This is a genomic window from Streptomyces sp. NPDC026538 (genome assembly GCF_055567535.1).
The window spans coordinates 339,233-359,270 of record NZ_JBVHQG010000003.1 but is presented as its reverse complement, the minus strand read 5'-3'; the positions used below and the strand labels follow the sequence as shown (position 1 = coordinate 359,270).

At 71.3% G+C, this 20,038-nt stretch carries 17 protein-coding genes; 6 read left to right on the top strand and 11 right to left on the bottom strand.

What is annotated here, in order from left to right; all coding sequences use genetic code 11:
- Window positions 1-44 precede the first annotated feature (44 nt).
- On the top strand, window positions 45-869 hold the full coding sequence (locus ACZ4N4_RS14745) for a maleylpyruvate isomerase family mycothiol-dependent enzyme (protein WP_453568563.1): 825 nt from the start codon (window positions 45-47) through the stop codon (window positions 867-869).
- An 86-nt stretch (window positions 870-955) separates the two neighbouring features.
- Window positions 956-1,720 (top strand): SAM-dependent methyltransferase, encoded by a 765-nt coding sequence (locus ACZ4N4_RS14740; RefSeq protein WP_467588296.1) that lies wholly within the window; start codon window positions 956-958, stop codon window positions 1,718-1,720.
- Window positions 1,721-1,913: 193 nt separating this feature from the next.
- On the opposite strand, the gene ACZ4N4_RS14735 is transcribed toward ACZ4N4_RS14740, so the two are convergent.
- Window positions 1,914-3,215 carry an MFS transporter gene (locus ACZ4N4_RS14735; RefSeq protein ID WP_467588293.1) on the bottom strand — a complete coding sequence of 434 codons (1,302 nt, stop codon included), beginning with the start codon at window positions 3,213-3,215 and terminating at the stop codon, window positions 1,914-1,916.
- Window positions 3,212-3,862, bottom strand: coding sequence for a GntR family transcriptional regulator (locus ACZ4N4_RS14730; RefSeq protein ID WP_351696027.1), 651 nt, complete (start codon window positions 3,860-3,862; stop codon window positions 3,212-3,214). Before ACZ4N4_RS14730 ends, ACZ4N4_RS14735 begins: the two co-directional genes overlap by 4 nt.
- Window positions 3,863-4,059: 197 nt before the next feature.
- Here ACZ4N4_RS14730 and ACZ4N4_RS14725 point away from each other — a divergent pair, with 197 nt between their 5' ends.
- Window positions 4,060-4,959 carry a D-alanyl-D-alanine carboxypeptidase family protein gene (locus ACZ4N4_RS14725; RefSeq protein ID WP_467588289.1) on the top strand — a complete coding sequence of 300 codons (900 nt, stop codon included), beginning with the start codon at window positions 4,060-4,062 and terminating at the stop codon, window positions 4,957-4,959.
- A gap of 251 nt (window positions 4,960-5,210) precedes the next feature.
- Here ACZ4N4_RS14725 and ACZ4N4_RS14720 read toward each other — a convergent pair whose 3' ends face one another.
- Genes ACZ4N4_RS14720 through pdhA form a run of 3 tightly spaced genes read right to left on the bottom strand, consistent with a single transcriptional unit; the run spans window position 5,211 to window position 8,849 of the window.
- Window positions 5,211-6,641 carry a dihydrolipoamide acetyltransferase family protein gene (locus ACZ4N4_RS14720; RefSeq protein ID WP_453568553.1) on the bottom strand — a complete coding sequence of 477 codons (1,431 nt, stop codon included), beginning with the start codon at window positions 6,639-6,641 and terminating at the stop codon, window positions 5,211-5,213.
- A gap of 10 nt (window positions 6,642-6,651) precedes the next feature.
- The gene (locus ACZ4N4_RS14715; RefSeq protein WP_453568552.1) at window positions 6,652-7,632 is read right to left on the bottom strand and encodes an alpha-ketoacid dehydrogenase subunit beta; all 981 of its coding nucleotides are present in this window, start codon (window positions 7,630-7,632) and stop codon (window positions 6,652-6,654) included.
- Window positions 7,633-7,634: 2 nt separating this feature from the next.
- Complete coding sequence (gene pdhA / locus ACZ4N4_RS14710; protein ID WP_467588285.1) at window positions 7,635-8,849, bottom strand: pyruvate dehydrogenase (acetyl-transferring) E1 component subunit alpha; 1,215 nt, start codon at window positions 8,847-8,849, stop codon at window positions 7,635-7,637.
- Between the two features lie 548 nt (window positions 8,850-9,397).
- Between pdhA and ACZ4N4_RS14705 the strand changes: the two genes are divergently transcribed.
- Window positions 9,398-10,414: a phosphotransferase gene (locus ACZ4N4_RS14705; RefSeq protein ID WP_467588282.1), complete on the top strand. Its 1,017-nt coding sequence runs from the start codon at window positions 9,398-9,400 to the stop codon at window positions 10,412-10,414.
- Between the two features lie 46 nt (window positions 10,415-10,460).
- Here the strand turns inward: ACZ4N4_RS14705 and ACZ4N4_RS14700 are convergent, their stop codons facing one another.
- Window positions 10,461-12,047 (bottom strand): protein kinase domain-containing protein, encoded by a 1,587-nt coding sequence (locus ACZ4N4_RS14700; protein ID WP_467588279.1) that lies wholly within the window; start codon window positions 12,045-12,047, stop codon window positions 10,461-10,463.
- Window positions 12,048-12,377: 330 nt separating this feature from the next.
- Here ACZ4N4_RS14700 and ACZ4N4_RS14695 point away from each other — a divergent pair, with 330 nt between their 5' ends.
- Window positions 12,378-14,030 (top strand): Stk1 family PASTA domain-containing Ser/Thr kinase, encoded by a 1,653-nt coding sequence (locus ACZ4N4_RS14695; protein ID WP_467588276.1) that lies wholly within the window; start codon window positions 12,378-12,380, stop codon window positions 14,028-14,030.
- Window positions 14,031-14,121: 91 nt separating this feature from the next.
- Here ACZ4N4_RS14695 and ACZ4N4_RS14690 read toward each other — a convergent pair whose 3' ends face one another.
- The gene (locus ACZ4N4_RS14690; protein WP_453568542.1) at window positions 14,122-14,661 is read right to left on the bottom strand and encodes a bacterial proteasome activator family protein; all 540 of its coding nucleotides are present in this window, start codon (window positions 14,659-14,661) and stop codon (window positions 14,122-14,124) included.
- A gap of 184 nt (window positions 14,662-14,845) precedes the next feature.
- Between ACZ4N4_RS14690 and ACZ4N4_RS14685 the strand changes: the two genes are divergently transcribed.
- Window positions 14,846-15,370: a hypothetical protein gene (locus ACZ4N4_RS14685; RefSeq protein WP_467588273.1), complete on the top strand. Its 525-nt coding sequence runs from the start codon at window positions 14,846-14,848 to the stop codon at window positions 15,368-15,370.
- A gap of 7 nt (window positions 15,371-15,377) precedes the next feature.
- Here ACZ4N4_RS14685 and ACZ4N4_RS14680 read toward each other — a convergent pair whose 3' ends face one another.
- From ACZ4N4_RS14680 to ACZ4N4_RS14665, 4 genes are all read right to left on the bottom strand, one after another.
- The gene (locus tag ACZ4N4_RS14680) at window positions 15,378-16,358 is read right to left on the bottom strand and encodes an NAD(P)H-quinone oxidoreductase (RefSeq protein WP_453568538.1); all 981 of its coding nucleotides are present in this window, start codon (window positions 16,356-16,358) and stop codon (window positions 15,378-15,380) included.
- Window positions 16,359-16,488: 130 nt separating this feature from the next.
- Window positions 16,489-17,586, bottom strand: a complete 1,098-nt coding sequence (locus tag ACZ4N4_RS14675; RefSeq protein WP_467588270.1) for a potassium channel family protein — start codon at window positions 17,584-17,586, stop codon at window positions 16,489-16,491.
- A complete protein-coding gene (locus ACZ4N4_RS14670; RefSeq protein WP_453568534.1) occupies window positions 17,583-18,992 on the bottom strand; it encodes a molybdopterin molybdotransferase MoeA in 1,410 nt (469 codons plus the stop codon). The genes ACZ4N4_RS14675 and ACZ4N4_RS14670 overlap by 4 nt, the downstream gene beginning before the upstream one ends.
- A complete protein-coding gene (locus tag ACZ4N4_RS14665; RefSeq protein ID WP_467588267.1) occupies window positions 18,989-20,005 on the bottom strand; it encodes an NTP transferase domain-containing protein in 1,017 nt (338 codons plus the stop codon). Before ACZ4N4_RS14665 ends, ACZ4N4_RS14670 begins: the two co-directional genes overlap by 4 nt.
- Window positions 20,006-20,038 lie beyond the last annotated feature (33 nt).

The window sequence follows — 20,038 nt, the reverse complement described above, 5'->3', positions numbered from 1 at the left end:
CGCCACAACCTGCCCGAGTACCGACCGCCGAGGGGTCCCGTTCCGTGAGTCTGCATCCCACCCTCCAGCCCTACGCCGACGCCTGGACCCACTCCATCGAAGCGATATCCGAGCTGGTGACGCCCCTCGCCGAGGGCGAGTGGAACCGGCGGACGCCGTGCCCGGGCTGGTCGGTGCGGGACGTGGTCTCCCATGTCATCGGGATGGACTGCGAGATGCTGGGCGACCCGCGCCCGATCCACACCCTTCCGCGCGACCTCTACCACGTCACCAACGAGCACCAGCGCTACATGGAGATGCAGGTCGACGTACGACGCCATCACACGGCGCCGGAGATGACCTCGGAGCTGGAGTACACGGTCATCCGCCGCAACCGCCAGCTGCGCAACGAGTCGCGGGAGCCGGGGCACCTCGTGCGTGGGCCGATGAGCAAGGAGATCACCCTCGAAGAGGCCATGCGCAACCACGCGTTCACCGTGTGGGTGCACGAGCAGGATCTGCGGGCGGCGCTGGGCCGGCCCGGCAACCTCGACTCGCCGGGCGCGCAGGTCGCCCGGGACGTGCTGCTCGGCGAGCTGCCCCGGGTGGTCGCCAACGACTCCGGCGCGCCGCGCAGTTCGGCGGTCATCTTCGATGTGCACGGGCCCGTGGAGTTCCTGCGCACCATCCGCATCGACATCCAGGGCCGTGGCACCCTGGAGACCACGCCCGCCCTCGGCCCCGCGGCCATCTTCACCCTCGACTGGGAGACCTACGTCCGCCTGGCCTGCGGTCGCACCACCCCGGACGCGGTCGCGGACCGGGTCAAGGCGGAGGGCGACCCGGAACTGACGGCGGCGATCCTGCGGAACTTCACGGTCACGCAGTAGCGGTTCACGGTCCCCCGGGAGGAACGGTGGGCACGCGCCGGTAATTCGGTGTGCCTCGGCGGCCGTCGGGATCTACCTTGCCCGGCATGACCACTGCCACCACAGCGCACGACGACCTCCCGCCCCGCCTGACCCGTCTCACCTTCCACGGCCCGCTCTCCGAGACCCGCGCGGCCGCGATGGTACGGCGGCTCGCCGCCACTCACCCCACCACCGTGCTCGACATCGGCTGCGGCTGGGGTGAGTTGATGCTCCGGCTGCTGGAGGCCGTACCCCGCGCACACGGCGTGGGACTGGATGTGCACGCCGGGGATCTGGCCCGCGGACGGCGGGCCGCCGAAGCGCGCGGGCTGGCCGCCCGGGTGGAGTTCGCCGAGGAGTCGGCGGCGGGCACGGCTCGCGGTCCGGCCGACGTGGTGCTGTGCCTCGGGGCGAGCCAGGCGTTGGGCGACGACCTGATGACGGCCCTGCGGGAGCTGCGGCGGCTGGTGGCCGACGGCGGGCGGGTCCTGCTCGGTGAGGGCTTCTGGCAGCGCACCCCGACCGAGGCGGAGCTCTCCGGGATGTGGCCGGGCGCCTCGACCGCCGACCACCACGACCTGGCGGCCCTGGTCGACCTGGCGGTGGCGGCGGGCTTCCGCCCGGAATGGACGGAGACGGCGAGCCCGGCGGAATGGGAGGAGTTCGAGTCGGCGTACCAGGCGGACCAGGAGGTGTGGCTGGCGACCCACCCCGGCCACCCCCTGGCCACGGAGACCCGGGTGCGCCTGGACACCCACCGATCGTCCTGGCTGACCTACCGAGGCGTACTGGGCCTGACCTACCTCACCCTCGTACCGACCGCGAACTAACCCCCCCACCGCACCGCCGCCCACCCGACCGCCACACCGGCAGCTGACCGATCGCCGCACCGCCGCCCACCCGACCGCCACACCGGCAGCTGACCGATCGCACCCACGGAAAGCCGCCGACGGCGATCGTCCCCGCAGGTCGCCCGGTCTCTCTGCCGACTGGAAACGGGTGGTGCGCGGGTGGGAGAAGAATTCACGCAGGCACGTGCACCGTCTCCACCCGGCTCGCCACCAACCGTTCCCGCTCCCGCCGAGCCGCCCGCCCCCGCAACCGCAGGATCTGGCTGACCCCGATCGCCTGCAGCACGAACACGCACGAGAACGCCACCGAGTAGTCGTCGCCGGTGGCGTCCAGCAGCACACCCACCGCGAACAGCGTCGTCATCGAGGCCACGAAACCACCCATATTGGTGATCCCGGACGCGGTCCCCTGGCGCTCGGGCGGATTCGCCGGCCGCGCGAAGTCGAAGCCGAGCATGGACGCCGGTCCACACGCCCCCAGCACCGCGCACAACACCACCAGCAGCCACATCGGCGCGTGCTCGGCCGGATACGCCAGCGTCGCCGCCCACACGACGGCCGTCGCCCCGACCGTGCCCAGCGCCAACGGCAGCCGCGCCGCGTGATGCCGGGCGACGATCTGGCCGTAGACCAGGCCGATCACCATGTTGGACAGCACGACCAGCGTCAGCAGTTCACCGGCCGTGGCACGGGACAGCCCCTGCGCCTGGACCAGGAACGGCAGACCCCACAGCAGCAGGAACACCATCGCCGGGAACTGGGTGGTGAAGTGCACCCACAGACCCAGCCGGGTCCCCGGCTCCCGCCAGGACGCGGCGATCTGCTTGCGTACGTACGCCGCACCCTGGTGCGGGAAGGGCGCCGGCTCGTACCCGTCGGGGTGGTCCTTCAGGAAGAACAGCACGAGCACCAGCACGACCACCCCGGCCAGCGCGCTGCCCGCGAACGCCGGGGTCCACCCGATGCCGTGCAGCAGCCGGGCCAGGACCAGCGTGGAGACGAGGTTGCCCGCCATGCCGACCAGACCGGCGAGCTGTGCGACGAGCGGCCCGCGGCGCGCCGGGAACCAGCGGGTGCCGAGCCGCAGCACACTGATGAAGGTCATGGCGTCGCCGCAGCCGAGCAGCGCGCGCGAGGCGAGCGCGGTGCCGTACGACGGGGAGAACGCGAAGCCCAGCTGGCCGGCCGTGAACAGCACCGCGCCGATGGAGAGCACCTTCTTGGTGCCGAGGCTGTCGACCAGCAGGCCGACGGGTATCTGCATGCCGGCGTAGACCAGCAGCTGGAGTATCGAGAAGGTGGACAGCGCCGAGGCGTTGACGTGGAAGCGGTCGGCGGCGTCGAGACCGGCGACACCGAGGGACGTACGGAAGATGACGGCGACGAAGTAGACCGAGACGCCTATGGACCACACCGCGACGGCCCGGCGGCCGCCGGGCGGATCACCGGGCAACGAGACGCTGCTGCGGCTCATCGGACCTCACCCCGCGCCAGGTGCGCGAACCAGTCGACGTGCCGGTGCACCAGCTCGACGGCACGGTCCGCGTCCCCGGCGCGCAGCGCGTCCAGTATCTCCTCGTGCTCGGTGAGCGACTTGGCGATCCGGTCGGGGTGGGCGTTCATGATCGCGACGCCCATGCGCAGCTGGCGGTCGCGGAGCTGGTCGTAGAGCCGGGAGAGGATCTCGTTGCCGCCGTCGCGGACGATCTCGGCGTGGAAGCAGCGGTCCGTGACGGCCGCGGCGGCCAGGTCACCGGCGGCGGCCTCGGCCTTCTGCCGGTCCAGCAGCTCCTCCAGGCGGGCCACGAGCAGCGCCGACGGCGGTACGGCCTTGCGCACCGCGTGCTCCTCGACCAGCATCCGGGTCTCCACCACGTCCGCGATCTCCTGCGCGGAGACGGGCAGCACCAGGGCACCCTTCTTCGGGTAGAGCTTGATCAGGCCCTCGACCTCGAGACGCAGGAGCGCCTCGCGGACCGGGGTGCGGGACACCCCTACGGCCTCGGCCAGCTCGCCCTCGGTGAGGAGCGTGCCGCCCTCGTAGTGACGGTCCAGGACAGCTTGCTTGACATGGGAGTACACACGGTCGGCGGCGGGGGGCTGCTTGACGGCCAGGCTCATGCCCACAGCTTAGATACAACACGTACGCAAGAGGCAGGGACGTCCACCATCCGGACGTGACAAAAATCGCCCCCAGCAACCGCACAACCATCTGTGCTACTTACGTGTCACACACGTGCGGCTCCATTCGCTTTGGCACCCCCAACTCGGCCGCACGCCAGGGGCATTACGACTCGACTCGACTCGGGGTATTTCAGTTGATTACCGGTATTAAGGGCACTCGCCTCCGCAAGGCCGCCGCCGTCGCCGTCACGTCCGGCGCGCTGTTGGCGACCGGGGCCCTCACCGCGGCGCCCGCGCAGGCCGTCACCAAGCCCTCGATCGTGGCCAAGGGCGGCTACATCATGAACAACGCGAACGCGAAGACGCTGTACACGAAGGCGGCGGACACCAAGCTGTCCACCGGTTCGACCACGAAGGTCATGACCGCGAAGGTCGTGCTCGCGCAGTCGAACCTGAACCTCGACAAGAAGGTCACGATCCAGAAGGCGTACAGCGACTACGTCGTCGCCAACAACGCCTCCCAGGCGCACCTGATCGTCGGCGACAAGGTCACCGTCCGTCAGCTGCTCTACGGGCTGATGCTGCCCTCCGGCTGCGACGCCGCCTACGCGCTCGCGGACACGTACGGCTCGGGCACCACCCGCGCCAAGCGCGTCGCCAACTTCATCTCCAAGATGAACACCGCCGCGAAGAACCTGGGTCTGACCCACACCCACTTCGACTCCTTCGACGGCATCGGCAACGGCAACAACTACTCGACGCCGCGCGACCTGACGAAGATCGCCAGCAGCGCGATGAAGAACTCCACGTTCCGCGCGGTCGTCAAGACGAAGAAGTACACGGCGAAGACGATCACCAAGACCGGTTCCACCCGCACCATGGGTGCCTGGACCAACACCAACACGCTGCTCAGCAGCTACAGCGGCGCCATCGGCATCAAGACCGGATCCGGCCCCGAGGCCAAGTACTGCCTCGTCTTCGCCGCGACCCGCAACGGCAAGACGGTCATCGGCACCGTCCTCGCCTCCTCCTCCATCACCCAGCGCGCGACGGACGCGACGAAGCTCCTGAACTACGGCTTCTCGACGATCTGATCCCCCTCGAACCGAGCCGACGAAGGCCCGCCGCAATCCGTGCGGCGGGCCTTTCGCATACCCGAGCGACCCGGCGCAGCAGAACTCGCGCCCTTACCTCGCGATCGTGAACATCGCCGTAGCACTCCTGCGTTCACTCGCGGGGCGCGACGGAGGAGGGGGCGCCGGTCTACGTGCTGAACCGGCTCCGAAAGTGAGTGGGCGGTCGCAAGACGAATCTGCGACCGCCCACTGTCCCAACCTGTCCGGCCTCAGCCCCAGGTGATCAAACGCTTCGGCTGTTCCAGGATCGCCGCGATGTCCGCGAGGACCTTGGAGCCCAGTTCGCCGTCGACCAGGCGGTGGTCGAAGGACAGGGCCAGCGTGGTGACCTGGCGGGGCTTGACCTTGCCCTTGTGGACCCACGGCTGGAGCTTGATCGCGCCGACCGCCAGGATCGCCGCCTCGCCCGGGTTGAGGATCGGCGTCCCCGTGTCGATGCCGAAGACGCCGACGTTGGTGATCGTCACCGTGCCGCCCTGCATGGCACCGGGCGAGGTCTTGCCGTCCCGCGCCGTGGTCACCAACTCACCCAGGGACTCGGCCAGTTGTGGCAGCGTCTTCGCGTGGGCGTCCTTGATGTTCGGGACGATCAGGCCCCGCGGGGTGGCCGCGGCGATGCCCAGGTTGACGTAGTGCTTGAGCACGATCTCCTGGTTCGCCTCGTCCCAGGACGCGTTGACGTCCGGGTTGCGCCGGATCGCGACCAGCAGGGCCTTGGCGATCAGGAGGAGCGGGTTCACCCGGAGGCCTTGCAGGTCCTTGTCCTGCTTCAGCTCCTCCACCAGCTTCATCGTGCGGGTCACGTCCACCGTCACGAACTCCGTGACATGGGGCGCCGTGAAGGCCGAACCCACCATCGCCGCCGCCGTCGCCTTGCGGACGCCCTTGACGGGGACCCTGGTCTCACGCACGCCGTCGTACGACACCGCGGGAGCCGCCGCGACCGCAGGAGCCGTCGGCGCGGCCGGCGCCGGTTCCGGGACAGCCGTCGGTACGGCCGCCACCGCCGCGTGGATGTCCTCGCGCGTGATGACGCCCTCCGGGCCCGACGGGGTCACCGTGGCCAGGTCGACGCCCAGGTCCTTCGCCAGCTTGCGCACCGGCGGCTTCGCCAGCGGGCGCGGACGCTCCACAGCGGGGGTCTCGGGGACCGCTTCGGCGACCCCGGCACGGCCGTGGCCGTTCAGCTCCTGCTGGACCGCCGCCTGCACAGCGGCCTCGGCGGTCGTCGCCTCCGGGCCCTTGCGCGGGCGGCGCTTCGTGGAGGAGGCCGCCACGCCGTAGCCGACGAGGACCGGCTGGCGGCCCTGCGGCTCGGACTCCTCCTCGGGCTCCGGCGCTTGCGCGCGCGGGGGCTCCTCCGTGGGAGCTGCCGTTCCGCCCGACACGTCCACGGCGATGATCGCCGTGCCCACGTCGACCGTGGTGCCCTCGGCGAAGCGCAGCTCGCGCACCACCCCGTCGTAGGGGATGGGCAGTTCGACGGCCGCCTTGGCCGTCTCGACCTCGCACACCACCTGGCCGTCGGTGACCGTGTCACCGGGCTGGACGTACCACTTGAGGATCTCGGCCTCGGTGAGTCCCTCGCCCACGTCCGGCATCTTGAACTCGCGTACGGACGCTTCCGTCATCGTCGTCACGACCCTCTCCTCAGTACGCCAGGGCACGGTCGACGGCGTCGAGCACCCGGTCAAGGCCCGGAAGGTACTCCTCCTCCAGGCGGGCCGGCGGATAGGGGGCGTGGTAGCCGCCCACCCGGAGCACCGGGGCCTCCAGGTGGTAGAAGCAGCGTTCGGTGATACGGGCGGCGATCTCCGCGCCCGAGCCGAAGAACACCGGTGCCTCGTGGACCACGACCAGGCGGCGGGTCTTCTCGACCGAGGCCTGGATGGAGTCGAAGTCCAGCGGGGAGACGGACCGCAGGTCGAGGACCTCCAGGGACCTGCCCTCCTCGGCGGCCGCGTCGGCGACCTCCTGGCAGAGCTTCACCATCGGGCCGTAGGCGGCCAGGGTGAGGTCGGTGCCCTCGCGGACCACCCGCGCCTTGTGCAGCGGGCCGGGGATGGCCTCCGCGTTGACCTCGCCCTTGTCCCAGTAGCGGCGCTTGGGCTCGAAGAAGATCACCGGGTCGTCGCTCTGGATGGCCTGCTGCATCATCCAGTAGGCGTCCGAGGAGTTGGACGGGGAGACGATCTTCAGGCCCGCCACGTGCGCGAACAGCGCCTCGGGGGACTCCGAGTGGTGCTCGACCGCGCCGATGCCGCCGCCGTAGGGGATGCGCACGACGACCGGCATCTTCACCTTGCCGAGCGAGCGGGCGTGCATCTTCGCGAGCTGGGTGACGATCTGGTCGTACGCCGGGAAGACGAAGCCGTCGAACTGGATCTCCACCACCGGGCGGTAGCCGCGCAGGGCGAGGCCGATCGCGGTGCCGACGATGCCGGACTCCGCGAGGGGGGTGTCGATGACGCGGCTCTCGCCGAAGTCCTTCTGCAGGCCGTCGGTGACCCGGAAGACGCCGCCGAGCTTGCCGACGTCCTCGCCCATGACGAGGACCTTGGGGTCGGCCTCCAGGGCGCGGCGCAGCGACTCGTTGATCGCCTTGGCCAGAGCCATCTTTTCCGCTGCCATGGTCAGGCCCCCTCTACGTCCGCGAACGACGCCTGGTAGGCGGCGAACTGGGCTCGTTCCTCGTCGACGAGCGCGTGCCCGTCCGCGTACACGTGCTCGAACATGGCGAAGTTGTCCGGGTCCGGCATGGCTCGGACCGCTTCGCGCACTCGCCTGCCCAACGCCTCGGACTCGGCTTCGAGTTCCGCGAAAAATCCCTCGTCCGCGTGGTTTGAGGTCTCCAGGTACCGGCGAAGGCGCAGGATCGGGTCCTTGGCCTCCCAGGCCTCGCGCTCCTCGTCGGCCCGGTACTTGGTCGGGTCGTCGGAGGTGGTGTGGGCGCCCATCCGGTAGGTGTACGCCTCGACCAGCGTCGGACCCTCGCCGCTGCGGGCGCGCTCCAGCGCCCACTTGGTGACCGCGAGGCAGGCCAGCACGTCGTTGCCGTCCACGCGGACGCCGGGGAAGCCGAAGCCCTGGGCGCGCTGGTAGAGCGGGACGCGGGTCTGCCTCTCGGTCGGCTCGGAGATCGCCCACTGGTTGTTCTGGCAGAAGAACACCACCGGGGCGTTGTAGACCGCGGCGAAGGTGAAGGATTCAGCGACGTCGCCCTGGCTGGAGGCGCCGTCACCGAAGTAGGCGATGACCGCCGAGTCCGCGCCGTCCTTGGCGACGCCCATGGCGTAGCCGGTGGCGTGCAGCGTCTGGGAGCCGATGACGATCGTGTAGAGGTGGAAGTTGTTGCTGTTGGGGTCCCAGCCGCCGTGGTTGACGCCGCGGAACATGCCCAGCAGGTTGGTCGGGTCGACCCCGCGGCACCAGGCCACGCCGTGCTCGCGGTAGGTCGGGAAGACGTAGTCGTCCTCGCGGGTGGCGCGCCCGGAGCCGATCTGGGCGGCCTCCTGGCCGAGCAGGGACGCCCACAGGCCCAGCTCCCCCTGGCGCTGCAGGGCGGTGGCCTCGGCGTCGAAGCGGCGGGTGAGCACCATGTCGCGGTACAGCCCGCGCAGTTCTTCGGGGGTGATCCCGGCGACGTACGCGTCGTACTCGGCGTTCTTGACCCGTTTGCCCTCGGGCGTCAGCAACTGCACGAGTTCGGGATCGGTGCTCTTCTTCGTGGTGGTGGGATGCGTGGTGGCGCGGGTGGTGCGCTTGGTGCCGGTCTTGCTGCCGGTGGTCCCGGCTTTGCCTGCGGCGCTGCGTCGCGGTTGGCTCGCGGCACTGCTGTCCACGGTCACGTGTGCTCCTCCGTCGGTCCGGCCCCCGGGGTTGCCGGGTGAACCAGTGCGGCTCACCTGCTTCCGACACCCGTGGCACGGGGTGGGTGCCACTCGGACGGGAACAGGCGTGACAGGTGCCCCGGCGAGCGTCCTGCAAGATGCACGTTACCCAGTGCTCCACATTTCTGTGAAACCCCTCCTGACCTGCGATTTTGCTTGGAAATCCAAGTATTTTTTGCTTGGGTTTCCTAGTAAGTCGACAGGGGCCGGAAGGTCGCTGGTCAGAGCCTTGCAGGCGGGCCGGAGCTACCGCACGTTATCCCGCCGCACCGGGCCACGGGAAGAGTTCGCCGACGCTCACCGAGCGCGCCCTCCTCGGCTCCGCTCCGCCACCGCGCGTGTCGAACCGTTCGTTCCCGTGCTCCCGTCCGGCGCACCCGGGTCCGTCACCGTCCACCACGTGACCGAAAGCGACCAACAGCGACTGTCTGCGACAATCCCCAGCTCACAGGCCCAGGCGTTGCCCTAGCATCTGCCGCGTGCCGCGCCCATGTGTACCACCCCCAATGCCCCATGCGCCCCCTCTGGGCGCCTTGCTCCGGCTGTACGCCGCCGGTTCCGCGCTCACCTGCGAACCCGTTGAACAGGGCCTGCTCAACCGCGGCTACCACGTCCGCACCACCCACGGCCGTTACTTCCTCAAACACCACTTCGACCCCGACACCGCCGACCCGGCCGCCATCGAGCGCCGCCACCTGGCCACCCAGCGCCTGGCCGCCCTCGGCGTCCCGGTCGCCCCGCCGCTGGCCCACCGCGAGGGGCGCACGGTCGCCGTCGTCGGCGGCCACGCCTACGCGCTGCATCCCTGGATCGACGGCAGGCACCGGCACGGCGGGCAGCTCACGCACGGGGAGTGCGCGCGGCTCGGTGCGCTCCTGGGCGCCGTGCACGCCTGCCTGGAGCGCGTGATGCCTCCCAAGGGGCGCACGCGCCCGGCCACAAGCCCCCATCCCGTCGAGAGCGCCGACCCCGCCGACACCTTCGCGCTCATCGACGACCTGCTCGCCCACGTCAGCCGGCACCGCCCCGCCGACGCCTTCGACGAACTCGCCCGCCACCGGCTGCTCGAACGCCGCGCGCTCCTGGAGCAGCACGCCGGCCGGCGCCCCCCGCGCGGCGCCTCGGTGGGCTGGGTGCACGGCGACTTCCACCCGTTCAACCTGCTCTACAAGGACGACGCGCCCGCCGCGATCGTCGACTGGGACCGGCTGGGCGTGCAGCCCCGCGCGGAGGAGGCCGTGCGCGCCGCCGCGATCTTCTTCGTGCGCCCGGCGGGGGCGCTCGACCTGCCGAAGGTGCGGGCGTACGCGCGCGCGTACCGGCGCGCGGCCGGCGCCGCGCCCTCGGAGCTGGCGGCGGCCGTGCACCGCGTGTGGTGGGAACGGCTCAACGACTTCTGGATGCTGCGCTGGCACTACGAGCGCGGCGACACCCGCGCCGACTCCCAGTTCCCGGCCGCCTCGGCGCTGGCCGTGTGGTGGACCAGCGAGTACGACGCGGTGTGCGACGCGTTCGTCCGGTGAGGACCGTCAGCACCGGCGCTCAGCCCCGCGGAGGCGTCGGTGTCCTTCAAGGGTTGCCCAGGCCGGTGCCGGCGACGGAACCCTCGTCCGTGTTGCCGCCACCGCCGTCCGCACCCGTCGACTCGGTGGGGTCCGTCTCGGGGGAGCTCGCGGTGTCGGTGGGCTCGGAGGCGCTCGCCGTGTCCGACGGCTCGTCGGTCGGGTCGGTGCTCTCCGTCTGGGACTGGGTGTACGACGGGGTCTCCGACGGCGTGTAGTGGGAGTTGTCGTCGTTGCCCGAGCCGCTGGTGTCGGTCTCCGTGTCCGTGGCCGTGTCGCTGGCCTTGTCGGAGGGGCTCTCGCTGGGCGTCTCGTCCTTGGTGGACTGCGAGATGCTCGGCGACGTCGACGTCCCCGGGTCACCGCCGTCGCCGCCGCCCTTGTTCAGCGCCAGCGCGACGCCCGCCGCGATGGCGATCACCGCGAAGACGGCCAGGATCCACAGCTTGCCGCGGCCGCTGCCCCGGTTGCCGTGGCCCTCGAAGCCGCCGTCGTCACCGCCGCCGTAGCCGGACGGCAGGATCGGCTGCGGGATCTGCGAGGTCCCGTTGGAGTCCATCGGGTTCTGCATCACCGACGTGCCGGCGAAACCGCCCGCCGCGGCGTGCCGGCCGTCGTGCACGGTGACCGGGCCGGTGTTCCAGGTGCCGGTGTGGGCGCCCTGGTCGTACAGCATCTGCAGGCCGTACTGGACCAGACCGCGCATCTCCTCGGCGGTCTGGAAGCGGTCGTCGGGCTCCTTGGCGAGCGAGCGCATGACGAGACCGTCCAGCTCCGGCGGGGCGGCGCCCTCGGAGGTCTGGGACGGCGGCACCGGGATGTCCTGGACGTGCTGGTAGACCACCGACAGCGGGGTCTCGCCGATGAAGGGCGGCCGCAGCGAGAGGAGCTCGTACAGCAGACAGCCGGTGGCGTACAGGTCGGAACGGTGGTCGACGGCCTTGCCGAGCGCCTGCTCCGGGGAGAGGTACTGGGGGGTGCCCATGACCATGCCGGTCTGCGTCATCGTCGTGGACGCACCGTGCAGGGCGCGGGCGATGCCGAAGTCCATCACCTTGACCGCGCCGTTGTGGGTGATGATCACGTTGGCGGGCTTGATGTCACGGTGCACGATGCCGTGCTGGTGCGAGTAGGCCAGCGCCTCCAGTACCCCGGAGGTGATGATCAGGGCCTGCTCGGGGCCCGGCGCCTCGGCGTTGAGCAGCAGGTCGCGGATGGTGCGGCCCTCGACCAGTTCCATCACGATGTACGGCACCGACTGGCCGCCGACGACGTCCTCGCCGGAGTCATACACCGCCACGATCGCATGGTGGTTGAGCCCGGCGACCGACTGTGCCTCGCGGGTGAAACGGGCCTTGGAGACCGGGTCCTCGGCGAGATCGGCGCGCAGCAGCTTGACGGCCACGGTCCGGCCGAGCCGTACGTCCTCCGCGGCGAACACCTCGGCCATGCCGCCCCGGCCGAGCCGGTGGGTGAGCCGGTAACGGCCGTCGCCGACCAGGCCGCCGTTGCCCCACATCTCGGGCGTGTCTGACATGCCGCCGCCAGTCGCCTCGGGGTCGGACGGGCCCTGGGCGCTGTGCGTCTGTGCCATCGGTCCTCGCCGTCGTTTCTGCCCGCGGTGCGCGCGGTGTTGTCACGGTCTCCGTCGGCCACGCTACAGCCTCCGCGCAACCCCCAGGTCCGGGTTCCGGCCCGTGGACGGACCGGCCATCAAACCCGTACCCCGCGTTGTCGTGCAAATTCTGTGTACCGGAGGTACGGCAGCTGTAACGCTTCCGCGCCTCTTCTTTCGCGTACGGTCACGGAACGGGCACCGCGCTTGACGTGTCAGTGCCCTCGGGCAGACTTGGGCCGGAACTTGACCAGGAACGGGACATTCGATCAACAAGGGTGCCTGAGCGCCCGGCGGGGGACGGGGAAAATGAGCCAGGACGGCGCACACGGCCGTTACGTGGGGCGGGCTCTGGCCGGTGGCCGCTACCAACTGCGCGACCTGCTCGGCGCGGGCGGTATGGCCTCCGTACACCTGGCGTACGACTCGGTCCTGGACCGGCAGGTCGCGATCAAGACCCTGCACACCGAACTCGGCCGGGAACAGGCCTTCCGCGAACGCTTCCGCCGCGAGGCCCAGGCAGTGGCCAAGCTCACGCACACCAACATCGTCTCCGTCTTCGACACCGGAGAGGAAGAGCTCGACGGCTCGACCATGCCGTACATCGTCATGGAGTACGTCGAGGGCCGCCCGCTCGGCTCGGTGCTCGACGAGGACGTGACGCAGCACGGCGCGATGCCCGCCGACAAGGCGCTGAAGATCACCGCCGACGTGCTGGCCGCGCTGGAGATCAGCCACGAGATGGGGCTGGTCCACCGCGACATCAAGCCCGGCAACGTGATGATGACCAAGCGCGGGGTCGTCAAGGTGATGGACTTCGGCATCGCCCGTGCCATGCAGTCCGGGGTCACCTCGATGACGCAGACCGGCATGGTCGTCGGCACCCCGCAGTACCTCTCCCCGGAGCAGGCGCTCGGCCGGGGCGTGGACGCCCGCTCCGACCTCTACTCGGTCGGCATCATGCTGTTCCAGCTGGTCACCGGCCGGCTGCCGTTCGACGCGGACTCGCCGCTGGCCATCGCCTACGCGCATGTCCAGGAGGAGCCGGTCGCTCCCTCCTCGGTCAACCGTGCCCTTCCCCCGGCCGTGGACGCGCTGGTCGCCCGCGCCCTGAAGAAGAACCCGAACGAGCGCTTCCCGACCGCCGAGTCCATGCGCGACGAGTCCCTGCGGGTCGCCGCCTCGCTCCAGCCGGCCGCGCCCAGCATCGTCCCGGGCATCCCGCCCGCGCAGAGCGGCTCCGGGGTCGGCTCCGCGGTGTTCCCGCCGGTCGACCAGGCGACACCGGCGCCTCCCGGTCCGGTGCAGACCCCGTACCAGCCGATGCCCACCCCGAACCCGTACGGCACCCCGGCTCCCGCTCCGGGCCCCGTTCCGGCGTACGGCTATCCGCAGCAGGCGGGCTACCAGACGCCTGCCGGGTACCACCAGCAGGCGCCGACGACCCCGCCGCCGTACAACATCACCCCCCGGTCGCCGTCCTCCGGCGGTGGTGGGGGCAAGGGAAACCGGCCGGTGGTCATCGGGTCGATCGTGGTCTCGCTGGTCGCGGTGGTCGGTCTGGTCGTCGCACTGACGCTGAACGGCGGCGGCAGCGAGGACGACAACGGCGGAGGCGGCAGCGGTGGTGGCACCGCGAGCACCGGGGCCTCGCACACGTCGGGCTACCGCGGCCCGGACACCTCGAGGACCATCGAGAAGTCCGAGTGCACCGAGCCGCAGGAATCGTACGACGACGCCGACAAGATCCAGGTCCCGAACTTCAAGTTCAAGTACATCAAGTCGGTCAAGGAGTGCTTCCAGGCCGCCGGCTGGCGGATGAAGATCACTCCCGAGGACGAGAACACGTACGGCGACGGCACGATCATGGAGCAGTTCCCGGCCTCCGGCACGGACGTCGACCCCGAGAACATGCCGACCATCGAGCTCAAGGTGTCGACGGGCAACCCGCCCACCGGCTGAGGCAGCGGCGCAGTAGTACCCAGCAGTAGTACCGAGTAGTGAGGGCCCGGCGGTGTCACCGCCGGGCCCTTCGCCGTGCTGCTCGGTGGTCCTAGAGGTACGGTCCGCCGGAGCGGCCGGCCGGCCCGTGTTCCTCGCCCGCGTCGCCGACGCCCGGCGGCAGCGCCCGGCGCATCTGCTCCAGCTGGGCACGGGCGGCCATCTGCTGGGCGAACAGCGTCGTCTGGATGCCGTGGAAGAGGCCCTCCAGCCAGCCCACCAACTGGGCCTGCGCGATGCGCAGTTCCGCGTCGGTCGGGGTCACGTCGTCGGTGAAGGGCAGCGAGAGCCGCTCCAGCTCCTCCACCAGCTCCGGCGCCAGCCCGTCCTCCAGCTCCTTCACGGAGCTGGCGTGGATCTCCTTGAGCCGGACCCGGCTGGCCTCGTCGAGAGGAGCCGCGCGCACCTCCTCCAGGAGCTGCTTGATCATGCTGCCGATCCGCATGACCTTGGCGGGCTGTTCCACCATCTCCGTCACCGGGACCTCGCGGGAGTCCTCGTCCCCGTTGCCGCCACCGAGTGCCATCCCGTCCTGGCCCACGACCAGGATCTGCGGGTTCTCGGGCGACCGTTCGTTCCTCGGCATCTCCATGCCGCCATTCTCTCGCACCCGTACACCTCACCACCGTGGTGCCCCCCGTTGGGCCTGATCCACCTTTCCGCGCCGCCCCTGACGGGCGTAGACCCATCGGCCGAATCAGAAAGGCCGGGCTTGTCGGTGAATGTGAGGCTGGTGTCCGTCGGCTCTGACGACTGTGTTCCAGGAGGTCACCGACGTGACTCCAAGGTCGCGATCCACCCTCGGCGGCGTACGGCTCGCGCCGGTCCGCCTGCTGTTCGTCCTCGCGACGGTCCTGCTGCCGTACGGCACGGCCGTCGCGTACGACCCCGAGCCCGTGGTCGTCCACAGCCCCGAGCCGGTGTCCTCGGACTCCTCAGCCGCCTCGGCCTCCCCCGAGCCGTCCCGGGCCGGAACCCTGGCCGGCGAGGGCAGGCTGCGGCCCGGACGGCCCCAGGGCCCGGCGGCGGCCGTCCAGGGGCAGGACGAGGACGAGAACGAGGACGAGCCCGGCGAGGAGACGGGTGACGCCAGCCCGGCCGCCAGCTCGGCGCAGCCGCCCCGGGATGTCGAGCTGGTGCCCAGCGCACCCCAGCCGCACCCCGCCCACCAGGCCGTGGCCCACAGCGAGGACGACGGTTCCGAGCCCGTGCTGCACATCCTTCCGCTGGGCAGCGGCCTGGTCCTGATCGGCCTCGGGCTCGGTCTCGCCTTCGTCGCCCTTCGGGTGCGGCGGAGCTAGTTCCTGGTCAGGAGGCCACGAGGAGGACCTTGCCGATGTGCCCGCTGGCCTCCACCAGCCGCTGGGCCTCGGCCGCCTCGGCCATCGGCAGCTCCCGGTCGACGACCGGCCGGACGTGGCCTCCTTCGATCAACGGCCACACATGCTCCCGCACGGCCGCGACGATGGCCGCCTTCTCGCCGAGCGGACGGGCCCGCAGCGAGGTTGCGCTGATCGCGGCTCGCTTGCCGAGCAGCGCACCGATGTTCAGCTCGCCCTGCACCCCGCCCTGCATACCGATGATCGCGAGCCGTCCGTTGACGGCGAGGGCCCGCACGTTCCGGTCCAGGTAGCTGGCGCCCATGTTGTCGAGGATGACGTCGGCCCCGGCACCGTCGGTGGCCCGCCGCACCTCGGCCACGAAGTCCTGGTCGCGGTAGTTGACGAGGATGTCCGCGCCCAGCTCCGCGCAGAAGTCCAGCTTCTCCTTGGTGCCCGCGGTGACCGCGACCTTTGCGCCGATCGACTTGCCCAGCTGGATCGCCATGGTGCCGATGCCGCTGGAGCCGCCGTGCACGAGCAGCGTCTCACCCGGGCGCAGGTGGGAGATCATGAAGACGTTCGACCAGACCGTGCAGGCCACCTCGGGCAGCGCGGCCGCCTGCTTCAGGTCCACGCCCGCCGGCACCGGGAGCAGCTGCCCGGCCGGGACGGCGACCTTCTGCGCGTAGCCGCCGCCCGCGAGCAGTGCGCACACCTCGTCGCCGACCGACCAGCCGGAGACACCGGGGCCGATCTCGACGATCCGGCCGGAGCACTCCAGACCGGGATAGGCGGAAGCGCCGGGCGGCGGGTTGTAGTTGCCCTGCCGCTGCAGGATGTCGGCACGGTTGACGGCACTGGCCACCACCTCGACCAGCACCTCGCCCTCGCCGGGCACGGGATCGGGGACCTCGTCCCACACCAGCGCCTCGGGCCCACCAGGTTCGGGAATCGTGATCGCATACATGCGGCCGACGCTACCCCTCGCCCGGCCGCGCTCCCGCTCAGGCCCGGGACAACGATCGTATGTCCCGGGGAAACGGCCGTATGTCGCGGTCAGCCCGCGGCAGCCGGTTGGCAGCCGTCATGTGTCCCGGTCAGGCCCGGGGCAGCGGTCGTATGTCCGGGGTGACCTGGGTGCCCGGGGAGGCCCGCACGATCGTGATCAGGCGGTCCGTCAGCTGGATGGTGCCGACGGCCGGGTCGTCGTAGCCGAGCACCCGGTGTCCGCGGAGGACGCTCACCACCAGGTCGGCCGTCTCGCGCGGGGTCTTGCCGACCTCGGCCTTGACCGCCGGGCGCTCCACCAGGTCCAGGCCGGTGCCCTGCTGGATCAGGTCCTCCATGACCATGCCGGCGGCCGGACTCAGCACGGACAGCCCCAGCAGCCGCCCGGCGGCGCTCGCGCTGGTGATGACGGCGTCGGCGCCGGACTGCTTCAGCAGCGGCGCGTTCTCCTCCTCACGGACCGCGGCCACGATCTTCGCGCCCTTGTTGAGCTGCCGGGCGGTCAGGGTCACCAGGACGGCCGTGTCGTCCCGCTGGGTCGCGATGATGATCTGCCGGGCCCGGTGCACCTCGGCCCGCTTGAGCACCTCGCTGCGCGTCGCGTCCCCGATCACCCCGGCGTAGCCCTCGGCGGTGGCCGCCTCGATCGCCTTGGCGCTGGGGTCGACGACGACCACCTGCTCCTTGTTCAGCCCCGTCACGCAGACGGTCTGGATCGCCGACCGCCCCTTCGTCCCGAAGCCGACGACGACGGTGTGATCCCGCAAGGCGGACCTCCAGCGGTTCTGGCGCCATTCCTCCCGGGTGCGTTCGGTGAGGACTTCCAGCGTGGTGCCGACCAGGATGATCAGGAACAGCACGCGCAGCGGCGTGATGACGAAGATGTTGGTGAGCCGGGCGGCGTCACTGACCGGGGTGATGTCGCCGTACCCGGTGGTGGAGAGGGTGACGGTCGCGTAGTAGAAGGCATCGAGGAGGTCGACGCTGCCGTCCGAGGTGTCGCTGTAGCCGTCGCGGTCGGCATAGACGATGAACGCGGTGGCGACCAGCAACAGCAGGGCCATGGACAGCCGTTTGCTGACCTGGCGGATCGGGCGCTCCACCACTTTCGACGGGAGTTTCACCCGTTGGGTCACCAGATGCTCGTCCGCCTGGCGGGCGATGGCGTCATGGCCCGGAAGTTTCACGTGAAACACACCTCGATGCCCGCGGCCGCCCACGGCAGATCCAACAGCTCCGTCTCCTGGCCTTGCCGCGCCCCGCCCGGCGGTACGACCGCGAGTGCGTCGGCGGCGGCGATGCCACGGAGCATCGCCGGGCCGTTGTAGTGCAGCGGAACGGCCGCGTCACCGCGCAGGACGACCGGGATGAGCCGGGTGTCGTACGGGTGTCCGTGCGTCGCTTCCGCCAGGGGCACCGCGTACGGCTCGAGGGCCGGATGGGCGGCGAGGGTGCGCAGCAGGGGTTCGGCGAGGGTGAGCAGACCCGAGACGGCGGCGAGGGGGTTGCCGGGGAGACCCACGAGGTGCTGGTTCTGCTGGGTGCGGGCCAGCAGCATGGGGTGGCCGGGGCGGACCTTGACGCCGTCGACGAGGAGTTCCGCCCCGATGCGTTCCAGGGTGGAGTGGACATGGTCGACCGGGCCGGACGCGGTGCCGCCGGTGGTGACGACGAGGTCGGCGCTGGACGACGTGATCGCCTTGTGCAGGGCCTTGGCGTCGTCGCCCAGCCGGCGTACGGCGGTCACCTCGGCGCCGAGCGCGCGCAGCCAGGGCGGCAGCATCGGGCCGAGCGCGTCCCGGATGCGTCCTTCGCTCGGGAGTCCCTCGGTGAGCAACTCGTCCCCGAGGATCAGGACTTCGGCCCGGGGGCGCGGGACGACCGTGACGTCGTCGTATCCGGCGGCCGCGGCGAGGCCGAGGACGGCCGGGGTGACCAGGGTCCCGACGGACAGCAACTGGTCGCCGCTACGGCACTCCTGGCCGCGCGGGCGGATGTCCTGCCCGTGCACGACCTCACGGGTGGGGTGCAGCCGGCCCTGGGCGTCGATACGGCCGTGCTCGCTGCGCAGCACCGCGGTGGTGTCGGCCGGGATCCGGGCGCCGGTGGCGATCCGCACCGCTTCGCCGTCGGTGAGCGGCTCGGGCTGCGCATGCCCGGCCAGGACGCCCTCCTCGCGCACGTCCCAGGGGCCGGGGCCCGCCACCGCCCAGCCGTCCATCGCGGAGGTGTCGAAGGAGGGCAGGTCGGTGAGGGCGTCCAGCGGGGTGGCCAGGGCCAGGCCGAGCGCGTCCGCCAGCGGTACGGAGACGGGGGCCCGGCGGGCGCCCGAGCGGGCGGCGCGGGCGGCGATCTCGCGGGCCTGAGGCCAGGGGGTGGCACGGTGCCGGTGCGCCGACGGGTCGCCGTGGGCGTGGCCGCCCTGGGCGTGCTCGCTCTGGGCGGCGGCCGGAAGCGCCTGGCTGCCGGTGACACCCTTGCCGAACTCCCTGGGCTCCCTGGGCTCTCTCACGAGGGCGAGCGCCTCCTCGACGTCGAGATCGTCGTCGGTGTCTCCGGCGGACGCGCCGACCCGGATGCCGCGGGCGGTCACCGGCCGGGCCCGGAGCCGGGAGCGGGCTTCCCGGAAGCGGACTGTTCGGTGGCGTTCGCCTCTTCCTCCCAGCGCAGGGCCAGCGCGACGGCCTTGCGGGCCGCCTCGGCGACCGCCTCGGGGCCGCCCTTGCCCTGCGCGGCCGCGTAGCCGACGAGGAACGTGGTCAGCGGGGCGGCCGGGCGCGCCACGCCGTGCGCGGCGTCCCTGGCCAGGTCGAGCAGGACGCCGGTGTCGACGTCCAGGTCGATGCCCAGTTCGTCCTTGACTGCGGAGATCCATTCATCCAACACGTGCCCATGCTCCCTGATGCGTGCCCTGGCGTCGGCGATGTCGTCCCAGGTGTCGCAGTCGAACGACGCGAGGGGGTCCGGGACGCGGGTGAGATCGAGTGCGGCGGTCAGGCGCCGAAGGGGGAGGCCGGCGAGGCCGGAGCCCGGGCGGCCGCCGGGGGCCGCACGGCCGGGCGCCTCGCTGTCCCCGCCGCCGTGGCTGCCGCCGCCATAGGCGGCGCTGTCGCCGTGGCCGGCGACGCCGCCGTGGCCGGCGCCGGCGTCTTCGGCGAGGGCGGACAGGGCGCGGCGGAGCGGCGCCGTGCGGTACGCCGCGACAAGGGGCTGGTCCCGGCCCTTCGCGTCGGTGAGCAGGGCGGCGTCGGCGCCGGTGCTGTGCAGGGCCGTCAGCAGCCGCTCCACGGTCGCCTGTTCGAGGAACGGGAGATCCGCGGAGAGTACGACCGCATGGTCGGCGGTGGTGTGGCGCAGGCCGGCGTCGAGGGCGGCGACCGGGCCGCCGCCCGGAGGGTCCTCGCGGGTCCAGCGCACCGGGCGGGAGGTGGGGCGGGGCGCCGCCACCACGACGGTGTTGCGGGCACCGGCACAGGCCGTGAGCACACGGTCGAGCAGGGGACGGCCGCCTACTTGGACGGAGGGTTTGTCGGCCCCGCCGAGGCGTCTCGCTGCGCCGCCGGCCAACACGATCGCGTCGTAGGCCGGCGGCTCGGTGTCGGTCACCTTTCGAGTATGGGGGGCGGGTGGATCACTGGG

What these genes read in the sequence shown, in the direction of transcription:
- ACZ4N4_RS14700 (WP_467588279.1), bottom strand. Translation starts at nt 12,047, where the DNA reads ATGGCACAGACGCACAGCGCCCAGGGCCCGTCCGACCCCGAGGCGACT.
- ACZ4N4_RS14730 (WP_351696027.1), bottom strand. Translation starts at nt 3,862, where the DNA reads ATGAGCCTGGCCGTCAAGCAGCCCCCCGCCGCCGACCGTGTGTACTCC.
- ACZ4N4_RS14690 (WP_453568542.1), bottom strand. Translation starts at nt 14,661, where the DNA reads ATGGAGATGCCGAGGAACGAACGGTCGCCCGAGAACCCGCAGATCCTG.
- ACZ4N4_RS14680 (WP_453568538.1), bottom strand. Translation starts at nt 16,358, where the DNA reads ATGTATGCGATCACGATTCCCGAACCTGGTGGGCCCGAGGCGCTGGTG.
- ACZ4N4_RS14695 (WP_467588276.1), top strand. Translation starts at nt 12,378, where the DNA reads ATGAGCCAGGACGGCGCACACGGCCGTTACGTGGGGCGGGCTCTGGCC.
- ACZ4N4_RS14740 (WP_467588296.1), top strand. Translation starts at nt 956, where the DNA reads ATGACCACTGCCACCACAGCGCACGACGACCTCCCGCCCCGCCTGACC.
- ACZ4N4_RS14735 (WP_467588293.1), bottom strand. Translation starts at nt 3,215, where the DNA reads ATGAGCCGCAGCAGCGTCTCGTTGCCCGGTGATCCGCCCGGCGGCCGC.
- ACZ4N4_RS14705 (WP_467588282.1), top strand. Translation starts at nt 9,398, where the DNA reads ATGCCCCATGCGCCCCCTCTGGGCGCCTTGCTCCGGCTGTACGCCGCC.
- ACZ4N4_RS14715 (WP_453568552.1), bottom strand. Translation starts at nt 7,632, where the DNA reads ATGGCAGCGGAAAAGATGGCTCTGGCCAAGGCGATCAACGAGTCGCTG.